Raw genomic sequence first — 20,698 nt, forward strand, 5'->3', positions numbered from 1 at the left:
GTTCCCGCCCCCCCCCCCGGGGCCCCGGCTCCCCCGCGGGCCCCCCCCCCCGGGGGGGGCCCCCCCCCCCGGGGGGGGGCGCCGCCACCGTCGTCGTTACGGGGGAGCCGTCACGGGGCCGCCGGACGCGTGTCCAACGCGGCGACGCCTGCCGCGCCGCCCACGAACAGGGTGGCCCCGGGGGTGAGCGCGAGCGCCGCGGCGCGGAACGGGGGAGTGAGAACGCGCCGGGTCGCCGCGAACAGGTCCCACAGGTGCACCTCGCCGTCGGACCAGGCGGCGGCCACGACGGGCCCGGAGGGCGTGTCGGCGGCCGCGAGGGCCGTCACGACGGCCTCCCGCCGGTCGACGGGCTCCGGCATCGGGTCGCTGCCCGTCTCCCACAGGCGCAGTGTGCCGTCCGCCCCACCGCTCAGGCACAGGGCCAGGCCGGACCCGCCGGCGTGGACGAGGGCGGCCGCCGTGAGGGGCGCGGGGTGCAGCCTGCGGGTGACCGGGCCGCGGTCATGGGCCGCGGCGTCCCACACGTGCACACGGCCGTCGGCGTCCCCCACGGCGACGCGGCGGCCGTGGGCGGTGACCGCGGTGGGAGGCGTACCGGTGGTGTTGTGGAGGTCGGCCACGCGGGACAGGGCGTTGGACATGGGGCCCGCGGGGTGCAGGGTCTCGTCCGCGTCGAGGAGCAGCAGGCCGCCGCCCTCGGCCACGGCGATGCCCGCGGGCCGCAGGGCCGCGTCGAGCGGGACACGGGAGCGCACGGCGCCGGCCGCGGGGTCCAGCACGGACAGCCGGCCCACCGGGTCGGCCACCAGCAGTCCGTCCGCGCCCAGGCCCAGCGCGGCGGCCGGCTCGGTGACGGCCCACAGGGCGGTCCAGGCGTGCCGGCGGGCCAGCGGTTCGAGATACGCGGCCAGCTTCGGGTCCTCGGAAAGCGCGGCCGTGTGGAGGACGGCGGCGCGCTCGGGCCCGGTGAGGCCGAGCGCCGTCAGCGCGGGGGCCGCCCGCCGCCACACCGCCCGCAGTCCGCGGGGGGCGGGCGTCCGGGGGTCGGCCAGCGCGGCGGTGATCGCTGGGGCGGGTCCGTGGACGAGGAACCCGGGGTCACCGGTGAGGCGTGCGGCCGTTCCGCCCGCCAGCGCGTGCTCCAGCACGCCGGCCCTGACCTCGTCGGGAGCCTGTTCCCAGTCGGGCGTGCCCGCCGGACCGAGCGGGACGGCCGCCAGCATGCGTATCGACTCCGCGGCGGCGTCGACGGGTTGGGGCGCGTCCCCGGAGCCCGTGAGCGCGACCTCGCGGCACGGCTGCGACCAGGCCGGCGCACCGCTGTCGGCCACCTCCGCCAGCAGCCGCACATGGGGGAGTGAGACCAGCGGGTCCAGCAGGCCGCGGACGATCTCCTGCGGCGCCGTGCCGGCCGCCCGGTGCAGATCGGCGACGGCCAGCAGGACCGGCCGGGTGTCGCGGTCCATCCTGCGCAGGATGTCCGGGGCGCCGAGCGCGCCGTAGCCCAGCTGCCGGCCCAGTTCCCAGCAGAAGACCTCCGCCGTGAGCCCCGCCGCGGGGACGAGCGCGTGGACGCGTCGCGCGGGATCCGGGGCGGTCCCGGTGAAGTACCACGCCAGCAGCCGGCTCTTGCCGGTCCCGCGGGCACCGGTGACCAGGCAGAGCCCCGGGGCGGTGGAGTCGCCCGCCCAGTCGGTCAGTTCCCGCCGGGCCTGAGCGGGACCCGCGTCCGATGGCGGCCGGCCCGCGCCCTCCGGCACGGTCATGCCTCCGCGCTCTCGCGCAGGCGGCGCAGACCCTCCGCGCGTGACGCGGCGGTCTCGCCGTAGGGGAAGGTGTGGCTGAGCCCCGAGTCCGGGAAGACCCGGCCCAGCCACATCGAGCAGTAGTGGCCGGGCATGAAGCACGCCTCCAGGTCCGTGTGGATCCGGGTCACCTGCTCCGGCTGGACCCCCGCCGCCTGCAGCGACGACCACAGGCGCTCCTCCGGGTGCAGGCAGATGCCGCTCGCCTGAGTGAAGATCTTCTTCTCCCCGGTCGCGTCCACCACCTCCATCGCGGCGAACCACTGCGCGCTCGCGGTGTCCCGGATGTCGTCCAGCACCAGCGGCCACCAGCTCTCGCGGTCCGCGAACGCCTCGGCGTCCGCCGCGCGCAGCCGCTCCTCCAGCCGCCGGAAGACCGCCGAGGCCTCGGCCGGTTCGTCCGTCGCGGCCACCGCGCCCAGCGCGAGGTCGAGTTCGAGGAGGCCCTCCGCGAAGGTCTCCGGCGAGGAGGAGACGAACCGTGACGGTTCGTCGAACCCGAGCAGCACCGCGCGGACGACGCCCTCGGCGTCGGCGCAGATCTCGAACCCCCGGTCGTCCCCGAGGCGCGTCCATCCCTCGGACTCCGGTTGCCGCAGGCGGCGTTCCACGGAGGCGGCGTACTCGCCGAGGGTGACCGGATCCGCGGGATCGGTACGGAAGTAGGGCCCCACCTGGAGCGGCAGGAGGAGCGCGTCGGCCCGGCGCAGCCCGGCCTCGCCGAACCGTCCGTGGAGCCGTTCGGCGAGCGTCACCACATCCCCCCGGAGACCTCGTCGTGGACGGTCTCCCAGACGCCGTCACCGTCGGCGTAGGGAACCGGGTCGACCTGCGACAGCGCTTCCCTGATCTCCTCCGCCACGGCGATCAGGTCGTCGATCTCCGGGAACTCGTCCGGGGGGTCGTAGTCCGGCCGGCGGCGTTCCAGGAGGTACATGCCGTAGGCCATGCCGGAGACGTCGGTGTGGACCTTCTCGATCCGGCGGGTGTCGAGGTTGATCGCGTGGACCGAGCCGGTCGTCCCGTCGAGCACCACGTCGCTGGAGAACGCCCGGCCCAGGTGCGGCCAGCGGTGCATGCCGGGGGTGAACCCCTCGAAGTCCTCCAGTCGACCGACGTCCCGGTGCGCGGACAGCGGGGTCAGTCCCTCCGCCAGGTCCTCGCGGAGTTCGAAGAGCACACCTTCCGCCCGGGGCAGGCCCACGTCGGCCAGGAAGCGGGCCGTGTCCTCGTGGACGAGCAGGTCTCCTTGCAGGTCGAGGGGGACGCGCACGATCCGCTCCGGAGCGAAGACCTCGGCGAGGAGGGCGGGGGTCACGGGGGCGATCACGGTGATTCCTGTTCGACGGATCCGGGAGGTCGGTGGTGCGGTCGGTGCTGCGGGCTCATGCTAGCGGCCGGCCTTCTGGAGCAGGCTCAGGTAACGCCTCATCTCCTTGTTGCCCTCCGACTGGGAGGCGCGCAGCGCCGCGTTGCGGGCTTCGTTGTCCTTCGCCTTGTCGCCGGTCGTCTCCCATGTCGCGTTCTCCCCGTACTCGAAGCTGTGCGACATGTCGGTGTCCGGGTAGTACTTGTGCAGCCATTCACCGCAGTACCGGTTCAGCGTCCGGCAGGGGGCGCGCTCGCTGTAGCCGTCCACCACTTGGTGCTGCACACCGCTGTTGATGAGGGGGACGCCGAGCACGCGCTCGGAGTGCGGGCCCCCGCTCCGGCCGACCAGGATGAAGTCGTTGTTGCCGTCGCTGTAGCGGAACGCCGCGTAGTTCTTGCCCTTGTAGTCGTTCTGGATGTGCCGGGCCAGCTGGGTCGCCCGGGACAGTTCGTCGTCCCCGGAGACGACCGCGGTGGAGTGCTTGCGCGGTCCCTCCTGGTCGGGGACGGCACGGTCGAGCGGTGCGTCGGTGTTCCTGTCCGTGGGAAGGCTGTCGACGTGGATCTTCTTCCCGTCGGGGGATATCTGGTGGATCTTCCCGGCGTCGTCCACCAGGAACACCGGTGTCTTGTCCCCCATGTTCCGCAGCTGCTCCATGGAGTGGGCCTTGTGCAGGCCCTCGAGCTGGGACGCGGTGCGGTCGTCGTTGTCCTTGTGGTTCCTGTGCATCCGGCGGACGCCGTCCCGCATGTCGCCGGTGATGTGCTTGGTGGCCTTGTCCAGGCCGTCCTGCACACCGTTGACCAGGGTCTCGATGAACTCCTCCGCCGCGTGGGTGAGTTCGCCGCCCTTGCCCTTCACCCGCCCGTGCCGCTCGCGGGCGCGGCGGACGCGCTCGCCGCCGCGGGACCTCATGTCCTGGCCGTGGCTGTCGACCTGGGTGTCGAAGTCGCCGTAGGCGCTCTCGTCGTGCCGGATCTGGCCGCCGCCCCCGCCGGGGCCGCCACCGGAGTTCCCGCCCCCGCCACCGCCGCCCCCGGCGCTGGCCAGTACGAAGCTGCCGTCCTTGCCGCCGGTGACCTGGTGCTTGGAGTCCTGCACGCCCTGCTCGAAGCCGTCCTTGCCCGCGTCGGCGGCACGGCCGAGGTCCACGCCGTGCTGGATGCCGAGCGCGTTGGCGCCGAGCTGGATGGCGAGGTCGCCGGCCATGTTGCCGAGGGCGGCGTACACCGGTCCGGTCGCCAGCCCGATGACCTGGTCGAGCGCCTGCTGGGCGGCCTCCTTGAAGAGGCGTTTGACGATGAGCCGGGTGGCCTGGGTGGCTCCCGCGGCACCGAGTTCGGACAGGCCCAGGGTGAAGGGCGCCGCGGCCTGGGCGGCGATGACCTCGGCCGCCAGGATGCCGAGCTGGACCACGGCCGCGATCTTGGCGCCCTCGATGACGATGGCGACCCCGTCGAGCGCGGTGCCGCCGAGCCGTCCGGCGTCCGCCAGGTTGCCCAGGTGGGAACCGACCTTGTTCCAGTGGGCGTTGAAGGCCTCGACGGCGGGACCCTCGGTCGCCCCGAGCAGACCCGCCACCGCATCGTGCAGGCCGTTGCCGCCGTGGTCCACGTCGTCGGCGAACTCCCGCAGGGCCGAGGCCATTTCACGGTAGTCGTCCTCGTCGACGTTCGGCCACATGATGCCGATCAGGTCGAGGAGCCACGCCAGTTCGTCCGGCAGCACGACACCCATGGGCCACCCCCGTCGGCTCGGGCGCGCAGAAGCGCTTCGTCCGTCCCACTTCTATCAAACGCCGTGGGGGGTTGGGCAGTTGCATGACAGGTGCGGCGAAAACGCGAAGGCCCCGCACTCGCCGTGCGGGGCCTTTCGCGTCGTGCGGATCCGCTGTTACCGCAGCCGCGCCATCAGTGCGTGCTCCACCAGCGTGATGAGCGCGCTCTTCGCCTCGCCGCGGTGCCGGGCGTCGGTGGTGATGATGGGTGCCTCGGGGCCGATCTGCAGCGCCTCCCGGACTTCCTCCGGGTTGTACGGCTGGTGTCCGTCGAACCCGTTGAGGGCGATGACGAAGGGCAGCCCGCTGTTCTCGAAGTAGTCCACGGCCGGGAAGCAGTCGGCCAGCCGGCGGGTGTCCACCAGGACGACCGCGCCGATGGCGCCGCGCACCAGGTCGTCCCACATGAACCAGAAGCGGTCCTGACCCGGGGTGCCGAACAGGTAGAGGATCAGGTCCTCGTCCAGCGTGATACGGCCGAAGTCCATCGCCACGGTGGTCGTGGTCTTGTCCGGCGCGTGGGTCAGGTCGTCGATGCCCGCCGAGGCGGAGGTCATCACGGCTTCGGTACGCAGCGGGTTGATCTCCGATACGGCACCGACGAACGTGGTCTTGCCCACGCCGAAGCCGCCCGCCACCACGATCTTCGCCGAGGTGGTTGAGCGAGCTGGACCGCTAGAGCTTGCGAAGTCCACTGAGCACCCTTTCGAGCAGTGTCACGTCTGGCTGTCCGCCCGAGGCATCGTCGCCACCGGGCTGGTGAATGGCGACGAGACCGGCCTCCGCCAGGTCGGCGACGAGGATTCGGGCGACGCCGAGGGGGATGGAGAGAAGCGCGGAGATCTCCGCGACCGACTTGATCTCCCGGCAGAGGATGCAGATCCGCTGGTGCTCCGGCAACTGCCCCCGCAGCTGTGACGGGTCCGCGGTCGTGCTGACCAGCGCCTCGAGGGCGAGCTGGTAGCGCGGCCGGGTCCGACCACCCGTCATCGCGTACGGCCGGACCAGTCCGGACGGGGACCTGCGTCCGGCCGGGGCCGAGCGCGGCGACGGTGCCTGCGGGGGTTCGTACGGCTGGATCCTCGGCTGCCGATGCGACGGCCTGCCGCCCGGTTCCTGGTTCCCACCGCCGTAGGCGGGGGGTGGCTCCGGGCTGGGCGCCGAGGGGAAATCGAACCGCTTGAGGGGCGGCTGCTGTTGGTGATTGCCGTACTGATCTCCGCCTGGGGGCGTTGCCACGGTTCCTCCTCCAGCTGGGTAGCGCGTCCGAGAACCCTACGGGTCCCCAGACGCGCTCGCATGCCTGTCCGTTAGTTGAGCAGGCTGCCCTGCAGTTCCGCGCGCAGATCGGGGGTGAGCACATTGCCCGCCCGGTCCACCAGCAGGGCCATCTCGTAGCCGACCAGGCCGATGTCGCACTCGGGGTGCGCCAGCACGGCCAGCGACGAGCCGTCCGAGACGGACATGATGAAGAGGAAGCCGCGCTCCATCTCCACGACGGTCTGGTTCACGCTGCCGCCCTCGAAGATCCGCGAGGCCCCCGCGGTCAGCGAGGTCAGACCGGAGGCCACCGCGGCCAGCTGGTCCGCGCGGTCCCGCGGGAATCCCTCGGACATCGCCAGCAGCAGGCCGTCGGCAGAGACCACAACCGTATGGGAGACCCCTGGGGTCTGGTCCACGAAACTGGTGATCAACCAGTTCAGGTTCTGTGCCGCCTGGCTCATCGGACTCAACTAACGCTCCTGGTGCTTGGGGCCGAAGCCCTGGCCGTTCGTGTCAGTTCCCGCAGTACGCCCCTGCTGGACGCCGCGCCGCAGATTGCTCAGTCGGCCGCGGACGTCCTCGGGTGCTCGGGAGACCATGGGGCCGCCCTGCGGAGTCTGCTGTGCGGTGCCCGGGACCAGGTTGGCCTTGGGGACCCGCCGGGGCAGGCCGGAGGGGGTGACCCCGCCGGCCTTGGGCTTGCGGGCCTGTTCGGCCCGCTGCCAGTTGTCGTCGTTCGTGGAACGCCAGTCGGGGGACTCCGCCGACGTGTCCGGCGTCCCGGCCGGGGCCGCGGGCGCCGGCTGCGTGAGGAAGCCGCTCGCCGGCTGGGGCTCCGACCGGTCCGGGGCCGACGGTCCGGACTGCTGCCGCCCGCGGTCGCGACGCGGCAGGCCCGCGTCCGTCACGGACGTGTGCAGCGGGCCTGAGGACGGTCCCGGTCCGTCGAAGCCTACGCGGTCCGGGGCCTCGAAGGGGGCGGCAGCGGCGGAATCGGCCGCCGACGCCTCCGGGTAGACCGTGGCCTGCGGTATCTCCTGCTGCGGCGCGCTCCACCCGTCCTGGGCGTAGCCGTTCTGCTGCTGCCAGCCGTCCTGGGCGTAGCCGCCCTGGGTGCCGTCGTACTCGGGCACCGCGGACGGGAAGCCGCCGTCGGTGTACGTGGGCTCCTGGAAGGCCGTCGGCTGTGTGTCGTAGCCGTGCTGCTCCTGGAAGCCCTGCTGCTCCTGGAGGTTCTGCTCCGGGAACGCCTGGGTGTCGTAGCCGTTCGCCGGGAAGGCCTCCTGCTGGAGGGCGTTCGCGGCGGCCGGGTTCTCGAAGCCGTCGAAGGAGTCCTGCTGCTCGCCGACCTCGTCGCGGAACATCGGCCGCTCGCCGCGGTCGTTGGCCGCGGCCTCCAGCTGCGCACGGCGCTCGCCGCGCATCAGGGAGCGGCCCACCGGGTCCAGCGCACGGGCGTCGTCCGGGACCTCTGCGCGGTCGTAGCGGGAGTCGTCGAAGCCGAGCTCGGCGGCGGTCGGCCCGTACGCGGCGAAGGACTCGGTCTCGGTCTCCGGCATCATCCGGGACACCGTGAAGTCGTCCTCCAGCGGGACCTCCTCGCCACCGCCACCGTGGGTGATGGGCTCGGGGAGCATGACCAGCGACGTGGTGCCCGCCTGCTCGCCCGAGGGACGCAGCTGCACGCGGATGCCGTGCCGGTCGGCGAGGCGGCCGACCACGAACAGGCCCATGCGCTTGGAGATCGACGCGTCGACCGTGGGCGGGTCGGCCAGCTTGTGGTTGATGTCCGCGAAGTCCTCGGCCGTGAGGCCGATGCCCTTGTCGTGGATCTCGACCATGACCCGGCCGTCGGGCAGCCGGGTCGCGGTGACCCGGACCCTGGTCTGCGGCGAGGAGAACGTGGTGGCGTTCTCCAGCAGCTCGGCCAGCAGGTGCACGAGGTCGGTCACGGCGGTGCCGTGGATGTCCGTCTCCGGGATGCCGACCAGCTCGATGCGCTCGTACGCCTCCACCTCGGAGGCCGCGGCGCGCAGCACGTCGACCAGCGGCACCGGCTGGTTCCAGCGGCGGCCCGGCTCCTCGCCGGCGAGGACCAGGAGGTTCTCGCCGTTGCGGCGCATACGGGTCGCGAGGTGGTCCAGCTTGAAGAGGCTCTCCAGCTGGTCCGGGTCCGCCTCGTTGTTCTCCAGGTCCGTGATCAGTGTCAGCTGGCGCTGGATGAGGCCCTGGTTGCGGCGGGAGAGGTTGGTGAAGATCGCGTTGACGTTGCCTCGGAGCAGTGCCTGCTCGGCGGCGAGCCGTACGGCCTCGCGGTGGATCTGGTCGAAGGCGCGGGCGACCTCGCCGATCTCGTCGTTGGACTTGATCGGGATGGGCTCGACCCGGGTGTCGATCTTGCCCGGGTCGGTCCGCGACAGCTGGTCGACCAGCGCCGGCAGCCGCTGCTCGGCGACCTCGAAGGCCGAGGTGCGCAGGCGGCGCATGCTGTTGCTCATGGAGCGGGCCATCATCGCGGCCACGATGAAGGCGATGATCAGCGCGACCAGCACGATGGCCGAGTTGACGATGGCCTCGATGCGGGCGCTGTCGGCGATGTCGCTGGAGTCCTGGAACGCCTGGTCCGACAGGTGCTTCTCGACGTTCTGGTAGGCCTCGAAGCCGAGCGTCGTGGCGCCGAACCAGCTCTGCGGCGTGATGCCCTGCGACTTCAGGCTCGTGGGGTCCTGACCCGAGGCGATCAGCTTGATCATCGTCAGCAGGTCCGGCGGGACGACGAAGGGCTGGCCGGCCTGCTTCGCCGCCTGCGCGGCGGCGGTGACCTGCTCCTTGCCCTTCTGCAGCGCCGCGGCCTGCTCGTCCTGGAGCCGCTGGTAGTCGGCCGCGGTGCCGCCGCCCTTGTACTCCTCCTCGGCGACCTGCTGGAGGTACGCGTACGAGGCGAAGGAGGTGAGCTGCGTCTTCAGCTCCTCGGGGGCCAGCTTGGAGCGGTCCTCGACCAGCAGGTGGGTGCCGATGGAACGGGTCAGCGACTCGGCGGCCTTGGCGAGCTCGATGGCGTACAGCGTGCGCCCGTAGGAGGCGACGCTGCTGGTGCCGAAGCCGAGTTCGTTCGCCAGCTCCATCAGCGGGTGCTGGACCTCGACGTACTTCTCCTCGGTCTGCACGCCGGGCAGCTGCCGGGTGAAGGCGGTCTCGCGCAGCTTCGCCAGGACCTTCTCGCCCTCGCGGATGTTCGCCACACGGCGTTCGAGGCGTTCGTCCGCGGGCAGTTCGCGCACCGTGGCGTCGAAGGCCGCGGCGGCCTGGTCGGTGGCGCCGCGCGCCGCCACCACGGTCTTGTTCTCCTTGTCGCCCTGGAGCAGGGGAACCACGCTGACGTCACGCTCGTTCAGCACGGCGTTGGCGTAGTCCACCGCGGCCCGGACGGCCCGCGCGGTCCGCACCGCGTCGTCGGCGTCCTGCCAGGTCTGTACGGCCGTCTGCACCCGGAAGCCGCCGAAGACGAGGGCGACCAGTACCGGGATGAGGAGGATGACGTTCAGACGGGTGGCCACCCGCCAGTTGCGCATGGCGAAGCGGCTGCCCGACTCGGCGACCGGTTCGGCGACCTCGGGGGCGGCCGCGGCCTGCGCCGTGCCGTATCGCGCGGGCGGGGTGAAATTGCCACGCGGGTGGTCCGCGGGACCCGGCTCTGCGCGCCTCGTGTTCCTCACTCGACCAACAACCTCTCGGCGACGACGCCGGCGGCGTCGTTCCTACTCTCGGGTTTCGATGAATTCCAGCACGTCATGGGGGTGCTCCACAAACCTCCGGAGGCGATGCCGAACCCATGGTCACGCGCTTGTTAAAAGGGGCATAAGCGTAAAGCGGCGGCAATTCGACAGGGCGATGTATGCGCAGTGAAGCCGGTCGGGCGCAGGCGGTGTTCGAGATGTTCCGATTCGCGGTCGAAACGTTATGAACAGAAGGACCGGCCATGTCAAAAGACACGGCCGGTCCGTACCCGAAGTGGCAAGCTGGAGTGCTTACTTGAGACGAGCGAGCAATGCGTGTTCGACGAGCGTGATGAGCGCGCTCTTCGCCTCCGCGCGGTGCCGCGCGTCGGTGGTGATGATGGGTGCCTCGGGGCCGATCTGCAGGGCCTCGCGCACCTCGTCGGGCGTGTACGGCTGGTGCCCGTCGAACCCGTTGAGGGCGATGACGAACGGCAGGCCGCTGTTCTCGAAGTAGTCCACGGCCGGGAAGCAGTCCGCGAGCCGGCGGGTGTCCACGAGCACGACCGCGCCGATGGCGCCGCGCACCAGGTCGTCCCACATGAACCAGAAGCGGTCCTGACCCGGCGTACCGAACAGGTACAGGATCAGGTCGTCGTCGAGCGTGATACGGCCGAAGTCCATCGCCACGGTCGTGGTGGTCTTGTCGGCCACGTGGGTCAGGTCGTCGACGCCCGCGGACGCGGAGGTCATCACGGCCTCCGTGCGGAGCGGGTTGATCTCCGAGACCGCTCCGACGAACGTGGTCTTGCCCACGCCGAAGCCACCGGCCACCACGATCTTCGCCGAGGTGGTGGCACGGGCCGCGGGCGGCGCACCGTACGCCGCCTGCTGCCCCGGCCTAGAGCTTGCGAAGTCCACTGAGCACCCTTTCGAGCAGTGTCACATCAGGCTGTCCGCCGGCCTCGCCGCTGCTCGGCTGGTGGATGGCGACCATCCCGGCCTCAGCCAGGTCGGCCACCAGGATCCGGGCCACCCCCAGCGGAATCGCCAGCAGTGCGGAGATCTCGGCGACCGACTTGATCTCCAGGCACAGGTGGCAGATGCGCTGGTGTTCGGGGAGCATCCCCTGGTAGGCACCCGGCTCGGCAGTGGTGCTCACCAGCGCCTCGATGGCGAGCTGGTAACGCGGCCGGGTGCGACCACCGGTCATGGCGTACGGCCGCACCAGCGGCTGGTCGCCTTCGCCCCCGTACGGCGCATGGTGGGGCGCGCCGTACGGGCCGGGCGAGGCAGGCGGCGGTGTCATGAAGGTCCTCCGGATAAGAGCGGACGCGGTTCTCTTGTCATAGGGCGGTGTTGGCCGGGCTCGCGTGAGCTCAGCCCATCAGACTGCCTTGGAGTTCTGCGCGCAGGTCGGGCGTGAGGACGGCGCCGGCTCGGTCGACGAGCAGGGCCATCTCGTAGCCGACGAGGCCGATGTCGCACTCGGGGTGCGCCAGAACGCACAGCGAGGATCCGTCCGAGATCGTCATCAGGAGGAGGAAGCCGCGCTCCATCTCCACCACCGTCTGATTGACGTTGCCGCCCTCGAAGATGCGGGACGCACCCGCGGTCAGCGAGGTCAGACCGGAGGCCACGGCCGCCAGCTGATCGGCGCGGTCACGGGGGAAACCCTCGGACATCGCCAGCAGCAGGCCGTCGGCGGAGACCACCACCGTGTGGGACACCCCGGGGGTGTTGTCCACGAAGTTGGTGATCAACCAGTTCAGATTCTGTGCCGCCTGGCTCATCTGGCTCAACTAACGCTCCTGCTGGTGAGTGGTGCCAAAGCCGCGACCGTCGGTCGTGCCCGTACCGGCCTGGCGGCCTTGTTGAATACCGCGCCGGAGGTTGGTCAGGCGTCCGCGCACGTCGTCAGGGGCCCGGGAAACCTGCGGACCACCTTGGGGGGCTTGCTGGGTCGTGCCGGAGCCGGGCACGAGGTTCGCGCGCGGCACCCGGCGGGGCAGGCCGGAGGGGGTGACCCCGCCGGCGGAGGGCTCGCGGACCTGGCCGGCCCGCTGCCACACCTCGTCGTTGGGCGAGCTGCGCCAGGCGGCGGGCTCACGACGGGGCGGCGGCGGGGCCTGCTGGGTCTGCGGCTGCTCGGCGCGGACCCGCTGCGGCTGCGGCGGTTGCTGCGGCTGCTGGGGGTGCTGCTGCGGGGCGGGCTGGTGCGGGCGCTGCGGCGGACGGCTCGGGGCGCCGCCGGAGAGCGGACCGCTGCCGTTCTGCTGCGGGGCCACCGGGCCGCGCTCGACGTGCACCTGCTGCATGCGCTCGGCACGGCCGGTGCGGAACCAGTCCGACTCGAGGGAGTCGAAGATCGGGCTGGTCTCGTCCGGGCGGACCGGGGCCGGCGGCAGGGCCATCGGCTCGGACGCGGCCGGCAGCGGATGCCGCTGCTCGCCGGGTCGCTGCTGCTGACCGGCGGCCGGGCCGCGGTGGCGCTGGGCCTGCGGGGCCGGAGGCATGGGTGCCTGCGCCATCGGCGCCTGGGGCATCTGGGCCTGCGGTCCCGTCGGACGCTGGAAGACGTCACTGCGGGTGTAGGTGCCGGTCTGCTGCTGGGGCGGCTGCTCCTGCTGGTACTGCGGCTGCTGTTGCGGCAGCTGCTGTTCCTGCTGGTACTGCTGCTGCGGTTGCTGCTGCTCCTGCTGGTACTGCTGCTGCGGTTGCTGCTGCTGCCGGCCGAAGGCGGAACCCATGGTGCCGCGCTGCGGCGACGTGTGCGGGATCGTGTTGAAGTCCGGGCGCTCGAACTGCGCCGTGGTCTCCAGGTCCTCGTGCCCGCGGGGCATGTCCGCCGCCGGGCCGCCGGGAGCCGCGCCGACCGGCTGCGGTGCGGCCGGCTGCTGCGGGTACTGCGGGGCCTGCGGTTGCTGCTGCGGGCTGGCGTGGCGCTGCGGACGGTTCTGACCGCCCTGGCCCTGCTGCTCGTTCGCCCAGCTCGGGCCGGAACGCTGCGGGGCCGCGGGGGCACCGGGACGACCGCCCTGCGGAGCCTGACCCGGGCCCGCCGGGCCCGAGTTGAGGGCCGGACGCGGAGCGGAACCGGGAACCTGGCCGCGCTGCGGCGCGCGGCCGACACCGGCGGCCGCCGCACCGGCGCCCACCGCGCCGCCCGGACCGCCCGCACCGGGAACGCCGGGCTGCTGACCGCGGTTGCCGGCGGCACCGGGCTGCGGCTTGGCGCCGCCCTGGGTGACGTCGACCGGGAGCATGACGAGCGCCGTGGTGCCGCCCGAGTCGGACGGACGCAGCTGGATGCGGATGCCGTGTCGCAGGGACAGGCGGCCGACCACGAACAGACCCATGCGGCGGGAGACGGAGACGTCCACCGTCGGCGGGTTGGCGAGCCGCTCGTTGATGTCGGCCAGGTCCTCCGGGGAGAGGCCGATGCCGGTGTCGTGGATCTCGATCAGCACACGGCCGTCGGGCAGCGCGTGACCGGTGACCCGGACCTTGGTCTGCGGGGAGGAGAACGAGGTCGCGTTCTCCAGCAGCTCTGCGAGCAGGTGGACGAGGTCGTTGACGACGCGGCCGGTGACTTCCACCGCCGGCACCGAGGTGAGCTCGATGCGCTCGTACTGCTCCACCTCGGAGGCCGCGGCGCGCAGAACGTCGACCAGCGGGACCGGACGGGTCCAGCGGCGGCCGGGCTCCTCGCCCGCGAGGACGAGGAGGTTTTCGCCGTTCCGGCGCATACGGGTCGCGAGGTGGTCGAGCTTGAAGAGGCTGGACAGCTGGTCCGGGTCGGCCTCGCGGGACTCCAGTTCGGAGATCAGGCTCAGCTGACGCTGGATCAGGCCCTGGCTGCGGCGCGAGAGGTTGGTGAACATCGCGTTGACGTTCCCTCGCAGCAGCGCCTGCTCGGCGGCGAGACGGACCGCCTCGCGGTGGACCTCGTCGAACGCGCGGGCCACCTGGCCGATTTCGTCGCGGGTGTGGATGCCGATCGACTCGACCGAGGTGTCCACGTCCTGCGGGTCGGACTCCGAGAGCTGCTTGACCAGCTCGGGCAGCCGCTTCTGGGCGACTTCCTGCGCGGTGTCCTGAAGGCGGCGCAGCGAGCGGACCATGGAGCGGGCGACGACGAAGGCGCCGACGACCGAGATGCCGAGCACGAGGAGGATCAGCGCACCGCTGATGATCGCCTCTTGCTGGGCCTGGTTGCGCAGCGTCAGGGCCTGCTGCTGCATCTCCTCGAGCAGGTGCTGCTCGATGGCCTTCATGGTGTCGAGCTTGGTCTTCGCGGCGTCGTCCCAGTCGAGGTAGGAGCCGTCGAAGTTTGCGATGCCTTCTTCTGAGGCCGCGATACGGGCGGCCTGCTGGTCGTGCTGGGTGATCGCGGCGTTGCCGTGCTCGAGACCGCCGAGCAGGTCCTCGGACTTCTGCCGGCCGTAGATCTGCCGGAACTGCTCCAGCGCGGTGCGCTCCGAACGAAGAGCACCACCCATGAACCGGAAGTCGTTGGAGCTGAGCTTCTTGTCGTCGGCGAGCGCGGCACTGACCACGGCGCGCTGGATGGACTCGTACTCCTTGGCGGCGGAGAACGCGGCCAGCGCGCGGGTACTGGCGATCATCTCGGTGTTACCGGTCGCCTCGGCCATCTCCTGGGAGAGGTCGATCAGCGACTGGATGAGTCCGTCGTACTCACTGACCGTCGAGGAGACGAAACCGCTTTGGTCGTAAGCGCGCTCGCGGATCGCCTGCAGGGTGCCGAGCTGGCGGTGGATCGCCTGCAGCGAGGCGTTGACACCCGTGAGGTCGGGGTCGATGCCCTCCTCCGCCTGGCTGAACGCCTGGCGGGCCAGCTTGGTGTTCTGCTGGGCGGCGACGATGTCGTCGTCGTTCTCGTCCCGGGGGGTGCTGGACAGCGGACCGGCGGAGACGTCCCGCTCGTTCTGGAGCGCGGCGGCGAGCTTGGTCGCCTGCTCCGTGAGGTCGGTCAGGGACGTCATCGCGTCCAGCTGCTTCACGTTCTCCAGCGAGCTCTGGATGCGCAGGGCACCCAGGGTGGTCGCGGCGACCACCGGTAGCGCGAGCAGCGACACCAGACGAGTGCTGATGCGCCAGTTGCGCATGGCTATTCGGGAGCCGTGTTTGGGGCCTGAGCGCACACCGCTCTCCGGCGTGGCGCCGCTCTCCGCGCCCGCGGTTCCGACGTCTGCGGTGTCCTCCCGGCGGATGGGGCCGGTGTCGGCCCCACCACGCTGTTCCGGGTCGCCCGCAGCGCCGCCATCCCTCTTGAAACGTCCCTGCACTAGCGTCGCAACCTCTGGACCAGGCGTCCCCCGCGCGGGCGGCAGGACGGTGTCGAGTTTGTGGAGTCCCGCCCTCCCCGGCAGGTACCCGTTAGCCGCCGCCGCTCGGCGATCGCACGCTCCCCCTTGCGCGCCGGCATCTGTTGATACGGCGGTCCGGGGAATTCCAGCACAGTGCCGGACCTCCAACAAGGCCCGTCGGGTATCGAGTGGAATACGTGACTCAGCGCACCGGGCGCGTCACGCGGTGTCCGGCCGCATTCGGGCGGGGGTGGTCAATTCGGGCGCCTCCGGGGGCTCATGGGCCTCTGCCTGCACGAGCCCACCGCCGGCCGGCGGGTGCAAATGGCGTGGATCATCCGTGATGTCGGGTTCGCGGGCATCGACGGACCGTCCGATTCGCCCTTCTTGTGGACTACTTGGTGAGCAAAATCACAGGGGACTGCCCGTGTCGGTCACCCGGAAAGGGGAATGCCCGCCAGATAGATTGACGTTTGACACGACGGTGTACTACGTCAAGCTGCGCCCCCGGGCGCCCGGACTCCACGAGGTTCTGACCGCCCCATGAAGACGACCATGATCATGCGACCCATAGCCAATCCGCGTCGCACCACCCTCGCGCACCTCACGGACGCCGAGGACACGCGGACCACCGAGGTCGCACCGGCCGTCGAGGGCGAGGCCCCCGTCGTCATCCTGCCGCGGCAGACCGCCAACCCGCGCCGCACCGTCCTGAAGAACCTGGAGAACCAGCCCGCCGACTGAGCCCCCGGCTCGCCGGACGGAGCGCGCAGCACCCCCGGGATAACCTGGAGCGTCAGTCTCCGGCCAGTGAGGTGAGCTGCTTCCCGTGCGCATCGCCAGGTTCTCCATCGACGGCAATGTCGCCTTCGGCGTCGTCGAGGGCGACGAGTCCGTCCCGGACGGACTCGTCCTCGACATCATCAAGGGCATCCCGTTCGCCGAGTACGAGCGCTCCGGCACCAAGGTGCCGCTGAGCAAGGTGCGGCTGCTGCCGCCCGTGCTGCCCAGCAAGGTCGTCGGCATCGGCCGCAACTACGCCGAGCACGCCGCGGAACTGGGCAACGAGGTCCCGGAGGTGCCGGTCGCCTTCTTCAAGCCGTCCACCTCGGTGATCGGCCCCGGCGACCCGATCGCCTACCCCTCCTTCTCCCAGGAGGTGCACTACGAGGCCGAGCTCGCCGTGGTGATCGGCCGGCTGTGCCGCGAGGTCCCGCGCGAACGGGTCCAGGACGTGATCCTCGGCTACACCTGCGCCAACGACGTCACCGCCCGCGACGCCCAGAAGGCCGAGAAGCAGTGGGCCCGCGCCAAGGGCTTCGACTCCTCGTGCCCCATCGGCCCCTGGATCGAGACCGGTCTCGACCTCGCGGCCGCCGGTGACCTCGCGGTGACCGCGACCGTCAACGGCGAACTGCGCCAGGCCGGGCGCACCAGTCAGATGATCCGCTCCATCGAGGACCTGATCGTCCACATCTCCGAGGCGATGACCCTGCTCCCCGGCGACGTCGTCCTGACCGGCACTCCGGCCGGTGTCGGACCGCTCCATGTCGGCGACGAGGTCGCCGTCACCATCGAAGGCATCGGCACTCTCACCAACAAGGTGATCAAGCGTGACTAGCGCAGCACCCGTACGCGTCCGTTTCTGCCCGTCGCCGACCGGCAACCCCCACGTGGGCCTGGTCCGCACCGCCCTGTTCAACTGGGCGTTCGCCCGGCACCACCAGGGCACCCTCGTCTTCCGCATCGAGGACACCGACGCCGCCCGCGACTCCGAGGAGTCGTACCAGCAGCTGCTGGAGGCCATGCGCTGGCTCGGCTTCGACTGGGACGAGGGCCCCGAGGTCGGCGGCCCGCACGCGCCGTACCGCCAGTCGCAGCGCATGGACATCTACCGGGACGTCGCCGCCAGGCTCCTGGAGTCCGGTCACGCCTACAAGTGCTACTGCACCACCGAGGAGCTCGACGAGCGCCGCGACGCCGCCCGCGCCGCCGGCCGCCCGTCCGGCTACGACGGCCACTGCCGCGACCTGTCCGCCGAGCGGATCGAGGCGTACGAGCGCGAGGGCCGTGAGCCCATCGTCCGCTTCCGCATGCCCGACGAGGCGATCACCTTCACCGACCTGGTGCGCGGCGAGCTCACCTTCACCCCGGAGAACGTGCCCGACTACGGCATCGTCCGGGCCAACGGCGCCCCGCTCTACACCCTGGTCAACCCGGTCGACGACGCGCTGATGGAGATCACCCACGTGCTGCGCGGCGAGGACCTGCTGTCCTCCACCCCGCGACAGATCGCGCTCTACAAGGCGCTGGCCGAACTCGGCGTCGGCAACGGCACGACCCCGCAGTTCGGTCACCTGCCGTACGTCATGGGCGAGGGCAACAAGAAGCTCTCCAAGCGCGACCCGCAGTCCTCCCTCAACCTCTACCGGGAGCGCGGCTTCCTCCCCGAGGGCCTGCTGAACTACCTGTCGCTGCTCGGCTGGTCGCTCTCCGCCGACCGCGACGTCTTCTCGGTCGAGGAGATGGTGGCCGCCTTCGACATCGACGCCGTCAACGCCAACCCGGCGCGCTTCGACCTGAAGAAGGCCGAGTCGATCAACGCCGACCACATCCGCCTGCTGGACGTGAAGACGTTCGCCGAGGCGTGCGGCCCGTGGCTCAAGGCCCCGCACGCCCCCTGGGCGCCCGAGGCGTTCGACCAGGCGGCCTTCGAGGCGGTCGCGCCGCACGCCCAGACGCGTCTGACCGTGCTCTCCGAGATCACCGAGAACGTCGACTTCCTCTTCCTCGACGCACCGGTGACGGACGAGGCGTCCTGGGCCAAGGCGATGAAGGACCCCGCGGCCGCCGCCGCGCTCCTCACCACCGCCCGGGAGAACCTCGCCGCCGCCGACTGGAACGCCGAGGCCCTCAAGGCCGCCGTCCTCGCCGCCGGTGAGACGCACGGCCTCAAGCTCGGCAAGGCCCAGGCGCCGGTCCGGGTCGCGGTCACCGGCCGCACCGTCGGCCTGCCGCTCTTCGAGTCCCTCGAAGTGCTCGGCCGCGACCGCACCCTGGCCCGCGTCGACGCCGCGCTGGCGAAGCTCGCCGGCTGACACAAGGCACGCGCGACCGCCCCGGGTTCCCCGCGGACCCGGGGCGGCGCGCTTCCCGGAGCACCGATGCGACGCAGGTCCAAGCCCCCGCCCTCCCCGCTGCCCCAGCGCCACGGGGTCGACGCGGTGCGCCTGCGCCTGCCGGAGGCCGGGCCGTGGACGTCGGTGCGCGACCACCTGGTGGAGCGGCTGACGGCCGTACCGGCCGCGGACGTCGAGGCGATGCTGGCTGCCGGGGAGATCCACGCCGCCGACGGGCCGCTGCCCCCCGACGCGCCCTACCGGCCGGGCACCTTCCTCTGGTTCCACCGGGACTTCGCGCCCGAGGTACCCGTCCCGTTCGCCGTCGAGGTGCTGTACCGGGACGACGCGCTGCTGGTCGTGGACAAGCCGCACTTCCTCGCCACCACCCCGCGCGGCAGCCACGTCACCGAGACCGCCCTCACCCGCCTGCGCCACGACCTCGGCCTGCCCGCGCTCAGCCCGGCCCACCGCCTCGACCGGCTGACCGCCGGAGTGGTGATGTTCGTGATCCGCCCCGAACTGCGCGGCGCCTACCAGACCGTGTTCCGCGACCGCCGGGTGCGCAAGGAGTACGAGGCCCTGGCCGGGTACGACCCCGCGCTGGAGCTGCCGCGCACAGTGGAGAGCCGGATGGAGAAGGAGCGCGGGGTCATCGCCGCGCGGGAGGTCCCCGGCCCGCCCAACGCCCGAAGCCGGGTGGAACTCCTGTCCCGCCACGGCTCGCTGGCCCGCTACCGGCTGCACCCGGAGACCGGCCGCACCCATCAGTTGCGCGTCCACATGAACAGCCTCGGCCTGCCCATCCTCGGCGACCCCGTCTACCCCGACGTCCTGCCCGAGGCCGCCCCCGGCGACTTCGGCCGCCCGCTCCAGCTGCTCGCCCGCCTGCTGGAGTTCGACGACCCGGTGACCGGCGAGCACCGCCGCTTCGTCAGCCGCCGGACGCTGCGCCTCCCCCCGGAACCCGTCTAGACCCGCGCGGATAGAGTCCGGGCATGCCGATCCGCGCCGTGCTGTGGGACATCGACGACACGATCTTCGACTTCTCGGCGGCCGAGCACGCCGGCGTGCTCGTCCATCTGAGGAACGAGGGACTGCTCTCCGCCTTCGACGACGAGGACCGGGCCGCCGCCCGTTGGCGCGAGGTGATGGAGCTGCACTACGAACGCTTCCTCGCGGGTGAGATCACACTGGCGGAGCAGCGCAGGGAGCGGGTCCGCGCCTTCGTCGGCCCGGACGTCACGGACGAGGCGGCCGACGCGTGGTTCGCGGCCTACTACGTCCACTACGAGGCCGCCTGGACCGCCTTCCCCGACGTCGTCCCCGCCCTCGACGCGCTCACGCCCGGCTACCGGCACGGGCTGCTCTCCAACTCCGCCACCGCCCACCAGGAACGCAAGCTCGCCCGGCTGGGCCTGCGGGACCGCTTCGAGTTCCTGCTGTGCTCGCAGGAACTCGGGTACGCCAAGCCGGCGCCGCAGGCCTTCTGGGCCGCATGCCAGGCCCTGGGTCTGCCACCCTCCGAGGTGGCCTACGTGGGGGACAAGGCGGACACCGACGCGCGCGGGGCGAACGCCGCAGGTCTTCACGGTGTGTGGCTGGACCGAACGGGTACTGTCACCGCCTCCGACCTGCGGCGGATCACCGGGCTGGACCAGCTGCCGGCCCTCCTGGCGGCGGATACCCGTTTTGGAGCCCCGTCTTCGATCAGGTAATGTTCTTCCTGCGCCGCCGGGCGGGCCGAAAAGCCGGTCCGGAGCGCACGCCGGACAACACCCCCCTGCGGGGGGTTGTTTTTTGGTGGGGTATGGTGTAATTGGCAGCACGACTGATTCTGGTTCAGTTAGTCTAGGTTCGAGTCCTGGTACCCCAGCGCATTACTTCTGCAGCGCCCCCGTTGTGTAGCGGCCTAGCACGCTGCCCTCTCAAGGCAGTAGCGCCGGTTCGAATCCGGTCGGGGGTACTGATCTCTCTCGCAGGGATCGCTAGGGCCCCCGTTGTGTAGCGGCCTAGCACGCCGCCCTCTCAAGGCGGTAGCGCCGGTTCGAATCCGGTCGGGGGTACTTGACACACCATGGGGTATGGTGTAATTGGCAGCACGAGTGATTCTGGTTCATTTAGTCTAGGTTCGAGTCCTGGTACCCCAGCGTAGTTCTCTGACTTGCCCCCGTTGTGTAGCGGCCTAGCACGCCGCCCTCTCAAGGCGGTAGCGCCGGTTCGAATCCGGTCGGGGGTACATCGGGAAGAGGCCCCCCGCTTCGGCGGGGGGCCTCTTTCGTCTCTCCTTGCCGTTCCTCCCCGTCGTCCCGC

General features: G+C 71.4%; 17 protein-coding genes and 5 tRNA genes. 10 read left to right on the forward strand and 12 right to left on the reverse strand.

Annotation, left to right across the window (positions count from 1 at the left end):
• Positions 1-110 precede the first annotated feature (110 nt).
• From ACFYXS_RS09005 to ACFYXS_RS09060, 12 genes are all read right to left on the reverse strand, one after another.
• On the reverse strand, positions 111-1,769 hold the full coding sequence (locus ACFYXS_RS09005) for a hypothetical protein (protein ID WP_389245467.1): 1,659 nt from the start codon (positions 1,767-1,769) through the stop codon (positions 111-113).
• Entirely contained in the window at positions 1,766-2,563 is a 798-nt protein-coding gene (locus ACFYXS_RS09010) for a nucleic acid/nucleotide deaminase domain-containing protein (protein WP_389245469.1), read from the reverse strand. The genes ACFYXS_RS09005 and ACFYXS_RS09010 overlap by 4 nt, the downstream gene beginning before the upstream one ends.
• Positions 2,560-3,138: an SUKH-4 family immunity protein gene (locus tag ACFYXS_RS09015; protein ID WP_389245471.1), complete on the reverse strand. Its 579-nt coding sequence runs from the start codon at positions 3,136-3,138 to the stop codon at positions 2,560-2,562. The genes ACFYXS_RS09010 and ACFYXS_RS09015 overlap by 4 nt, the downstream gene beginning before the upstream one ends.
• Before the next feature lie 60 nt (positions 3,139-3,198).
• On the reverse strand, positions 3,199-4,917 hold the full coding sequence (locus tag ACFYXS_RS09020; protein WP_389245473.1) for a nucleic acid/nucleotide deaminase domain-containing protein: 1,719 nt from the start codon (positions 4,915-4,917) through the stop codon (positions 3,199-3,201).
• A 156-nt stretch (positions 4,918-5,073) separates the two neighbouring features.
• Positions 5,074-5,652: an ATP/GTP-binding protein gene (locus ACFYXS_RS09025; protein ID WP_360911084.1), complete on the reverse strand. Its 579-nt coding sequence runs from the start codon at positions 5,650-5,652 to the stop codon at positions 5,074-5,076.
• Positions 5,633-6,196 (reverse strand): DUF742 domain-containing protein, encoded by a 564-nt coding sequence (locus ACFYXS_RS09030; RefSeq protein ID WP_389245476.1) that lies wholly within the window; start codon positions 6,194-6,196, stop codon positions 5,633-5,635. The genes ACFYXS_RS09025 and ACFYXS_RS09030 overlap by 20 nt, the downstream gene beginning before the upstream one ends.
• A 71-nt stretch (positions 6,197-6,267) precedes the next feature.
• A complete protein-coding gene (locus ACFYXS_RS09035) occupies positions 6,268-6,681 on the reverse strand; it encodes a roadblock/LC7 domain-containing protein (protein ID WP_384286824.1) in 414 nt (137 codons plus the stop codon).
• Between the two features lie 9 nt (positions 6,682-6,690).
• Positions 6,691-9,792, reverse strand: coding sequence for a nitrate- and nitrite sensing domain-containing protein (locus ACFYXS_RS09040; RefSeq protein ID WP_389245837.1), 3,102 nt, complete (start codon positions 9,790-9,792; stop codon positions 6,691-6,693).
• Positions 9,793-10,248: 456 nt separating this feature from the next.
• Entirely contained in the window at positions 10,249-10,857 is a 609-nt protein-coding gene (locus tag ACFYXS_RS09045; protein ID WP_319659776.1) for an ATP/GTP-binding protein, read from the reverse strand.
• Positions 10,838-11,245, reverse strand: a complete 408-nt coding sequence (locus ACFYXS_RS09050) for a DUF742 domain-containing protein (protein ID WP_319659775.1) — start codon at positions 11,243-11,245, stop codon at positions 10,838-10,840. Before ACFYXS_RS09050 ends, ACFYXS_RS09045 begins: the two co-directional genes overlap by 20 nt.
• A 70-nt stretch (positions 11,246-11,315) precedes the next feature.
• Positions 11,316-11,729: a roadblock/LC7 domain-containing protein gene (locus ACFYXS_RS09055; protein WP_319660047.1), complete on the reverse strand. Its 414-nt coding sequence runs from the start codon at positions 11,727-11,729 to the stop codon at positions 11,316-11,318.
• Between the two features lie 9 nt (positions 11,730-11,738).
• Complete coding sequence (locus ACFYXS_RS09060; RefSeq protein WP_389245479.1) at positions 11,739-15,245, reverse strand: nitrate- and nitrite sensing domain-containing protein; 3,507 nt, start codon at positions 15,243-15,245, stop codon at positions 11,739-11,741.
• A 564-nt stretch (positions 15,246-15,809) separates the two neighbouring features.
• Between ACFYXS_RS09060 and ACFYXS_RS09065 the strand changes: the two genes are divergently transcribed.
• From ACFYXS_RS09065 to ACFYXS_RS09110, 10 genes are all read left to right on the forward strand, one after another.
• Positions 15,810-16,010, forward strand: coding sequence for a hypothetical protein (locus ACFYXS_RS09065; RefSeq protein WP_319659773.1), 201 nt, complete (start codon positions 15,810-15,812; stop codon positions 16,008-16,010).
• Between the two features lie 85 nt (positions 16,011-16,095).
• Positions 16,096-16,887, forward strand: a complete 792-nt coding sequence (locus ACFYXS_RS09070) for a fumarylacetoacetate hydrolase family protein (protein ID WP_319659772.1) — start codon at positions 16,096-16,098, stop codon at positions 16,885-16,887.
• A complete protein-coding gene (gene gltX / locus ACFYXS_RS09075) occupies positions 16,880-18,364 on the forward strand; it encodes a glutamate--tRNA ligase (RefSeq protein ID WP_389245482.1) in 1,485 nt (494 codons plus the stop codon). Before ACFYXS_RS09070 ends, gltX begins: the two co-directional genes overlap by 8 nt.
• A gap of 66 nt (positions 18,365-18,430) precedes the next feature.
• Complete coding sequence (locus tag ACFYXS_RS09080) at positions 18,431-19,360, forward strand: pseudouridine synthase (RefSeq protein WP_389245484.1); 930 nt, start codon at positions 18,431-18,433, stop codon at positions 19,358-19,360.
• 23 nt (positions 19,361-19,383) lie between these two features.
• Complete coding sequence (locus ACFYXS_RS09085) at positions 19,384-20,103, forward strand: HAD family hydrolase (RefSeq protein WP_389245486.1); 720 nt, start codon at positions 19,384-19,386, stop codon at positions 20,101-20,103.
• Positions 20,104-20,189: 86 nt separating this feature from the next.
• Positions 20,190-20,261 (forward strand) — tRNA-Gln (locus ACFYXS_RS09090).
• A 17-nt stretch (positions 20,262-20,278) separates the two neighbouring features.
• Positions 20,279-20,351: transfer RNA gene (locus tag ACFYXS_RS09095), tRNA-Glu, on the forward strand.
• 27 nt (positions 20,352-20,378) lie between these two features.
• Positions 20,379-20,451 (forward strand) — tRNA-Glu (locus ACFYXS_RS09100).
• A 12-nt stretch (positions 20,452-20,463) separates the two neighbouring features.
• A tRNA-Gln gene (locus ACFYXS_RS09105) sits at positions 20,464-20,535 on the forward strand.
• Between the two features lie 16 nt (positions 20,536-20,551).
• A tRNA-Glu gene (locus tag ACFYXS_RS09110) sits at positions 20,552-20,624 on the forward strand.
• Positions 20,625-20,698: the final 74 nt, after the last annotated feature.

Source organism: Streptomyces sp. NPDC002574 (assembly GCF_042889545.1).
Taxonomy (GTDB): Bacteria; Actinomycetota; Actinomycetes; order Streptomycetales; family Streptomycetaceae; genus Actinacidiphila.